The 2,084-nt window shown below is 68.6% G+C and carries 3 protein-coding genes; 2 read left to right on the top strand and 1 reads right to left on the bottom strand.

Going from position 1 to position 2,084, the window contains the following annotated elements; genetic code table 11:
• On the top strand, positions 1-663 hold a 663-nt coding region (locus ACIHFD_RS67805), incomplete at its 5' end, for an AbfB domain-containing protein (RefSeq protein WP_397375960.1).
• Positions 664-876: 213 nt separating this feature from the next.
• On the top strand, positions 877-1,524 hold the full coding sequence (locus ACIHFD_RS67800; protein ID WP_397375959.1) for a hypothetical protein: 648 nt from the start codon (positions 877-879) through the stop codon (positions 1,522-1,524).
• A 31-nt stretch (positions 1,525-1,555) separates the two neighbouring features.
• Here the strand turns inward: ACIHFD_RS67800 and vanY-N are convergent, their stop codons facing one another.
• Positions 1,556-2,083 carry a D,D-peptidase/D,D-carboxypeptidase VanY-N gene (gene vanY-N / locus ACIHFD_RS67795; RefSeq protein WP_397375958.1) on the bottom strand — a complete coding sequence of 176 codons (528 nt, stop codon included), beginning with the start codon at positions 2,081-2,083 and terminating at the stop codon, positions 1,556-1,558.
• Between the last annotated feature and the right edge of the window lies 1 nt (position 2,084).

Raw genomic sequence — 2,084 nt, 5'->3', positions numbered from 1 at the left:
GTCGCGGGCTACAACCCGATGAAGAAGGAAGGGGCCATCATCCTCGGCATCGGCGGAGACAACAGCAACGGCTCCGCCGGCACCTTCTACGAGGGTGTGATGACCTCCGGCTATCCGACGGACGCCACCGAGAACGCGGTGCAGGCCAACATCGTCGCCGCCGGCTACACGACGGCCGCCCGTCCCAGCGGGACACCTGCCGCCGGCACGTCGATCTCGCTGCGCGCGACGACGGCCTGCTGCACCGGCCGCTACATCCGCCACCAGAACGACCAGGCCGTCACGTCCGTGATCACCTCCAGCAGCTCGTCCCTGGACAAGAACGACGCCACGTGGATCGTGCGCAGCGGCCTGGCCTACAGCTCCTGCGTGTCGTTCGAGTCGAAGAACTACCCCGGCAGCTACCTGCGGCACCGTAACTACCAGCTCTACCGCAACGCCAACGACGGCAGCGCCCTGTTCGCCAACGACGCCACCTTCTGCCCGCAGCCCGGCATGAACGGCCAGGGCCTTTCGTGGGCCTCCTTCAACTTCCCGAACCGCCTGCTGCGTCACTACAACAACATCGTCTACATCGGCAGCGAGGGCGGATCGAACACCTTCGACAGCGCGACGTCGTGGGCCGACGACGTGAGCTGGGTCGTCGCCTCACCCTGGGCGTAGGCGCCCCGGGCGGAGCCGTCCCGCCACTCGGGCCCGAGGACGGCTCCGCCCGCCGCAGCACCAGCCGGCCGTACGACCCGGACCCCTGGTGGGCGAGGCACACAGGCACATGAGTAGGGGCTACTCATGCCATTTCCGCCGTCGCCAGAAAGCATCCATGGGACTGCCTCCGGTGCCGGAAGGACTCCCATGTCCCGTCGCTCCCCCTTGAGCATGCTGCTGACCGCCATCCTCGCGCTGAGTTTCGTCACCGCTTGTGAGGACTTCCCTCTACAAGACACACCCCCTCAGGCAGCCCAGACGAAGGCGCCGCCCAAGAAGGGCTTCTGTCCCGCGGCAGGCCCGATCACCCGGTCGTTGCTGCCCTCCCCGGAGGGAGTCGAGCGGATCGCCACGAACCCCTGCCTCGGTGTGAACGGCCTGATCGGCATGGCTCTGGATGTCATCCCGGAGCAGAAGATGGCCGACGAAGCGGAACTGCGCTCCTTCCGTCAGGGGCTCAGGACCTTCGCCACCCGGGTGACTGCGGCCGCCGACGCGGTGGACTGCGCCTACGAGAACGACCACCTGGCGGTGTCGATCTACCAGGACCCGAACTACGGTTGGTCGGTGGGCCTGGTGGCAGTGGTGCGCGGGGATCTGGAAGCCGCTGCGGAGGAGGCCATCTGCCTGCTGCTGAAGCAGGTGCCGTTTCTCCCGGACGTCGGCTTCCGCGCCGACGGCCCGCCGGCACCGAAGTTCTGCGCCGACGCCGAGTCCAGAGAAGCCCGGGGATACAAGTTCATGATCTTGTGGATCGCCGACTCGGACGCCATGTGCCGCAGCCTGACCAACACCATCCGCGCGACCGGTGGCGCCTGATCTCAGCGAACCTGACGGGTCTGGAGTACGTCTAGCCCACGCCGGGGTGGGGCCGTCGTCGTGGTGGCCTGCCGCGGCGGTCGGGGCGGTGTTCGAAGTGCCACCACTCGTTGTCGTACATGCGGTACAGGTCGTAGCGGGCGCCGTGGTCCTCGAGCCAGCGCGCGCCTTCGTGGGGGCGTACGTCCAGGGCGATGCCCTTGACGTGGCTGGATTCCGCCGGTGGGAGCACGAGCATGCGTGCCAGGGTCGCGGAGCCGCGGCGGCGTACCTCGTCCTCGAACATCTGTTGCTGGAGGAGGGGGTCGCGGTAGCCCGAGGTGAGGCCGAGGAGCTGGCCGTGACGCCACAGCGCCTCGGTGCGGGCCGCGGTGAACGCGGCTCTGGCGCCGTCGGTGAGCCCGGTGAGGTCTTCGGCGGGGAAGCGCATCCGTAACGCCCAGTGGCAGGCCTGTTGGCGGGCCTGGCCGGGGCGGCGGAGGAACGCCGCAGGTAGCAGGAGCACGGCCAGCACCAGCGTGACCACGGCATACAGCCGGTCTCGGGGCCGAAGGGGGATG

Source organism: Nonomuraea sp. NPDC051941, from assembly GCF_044593615.1.
The sequence above is the reverse complement of the archived record's forward strand: the minus strand, read 5'-3'. Positions and strand labels throughout refer to the sequence as shown.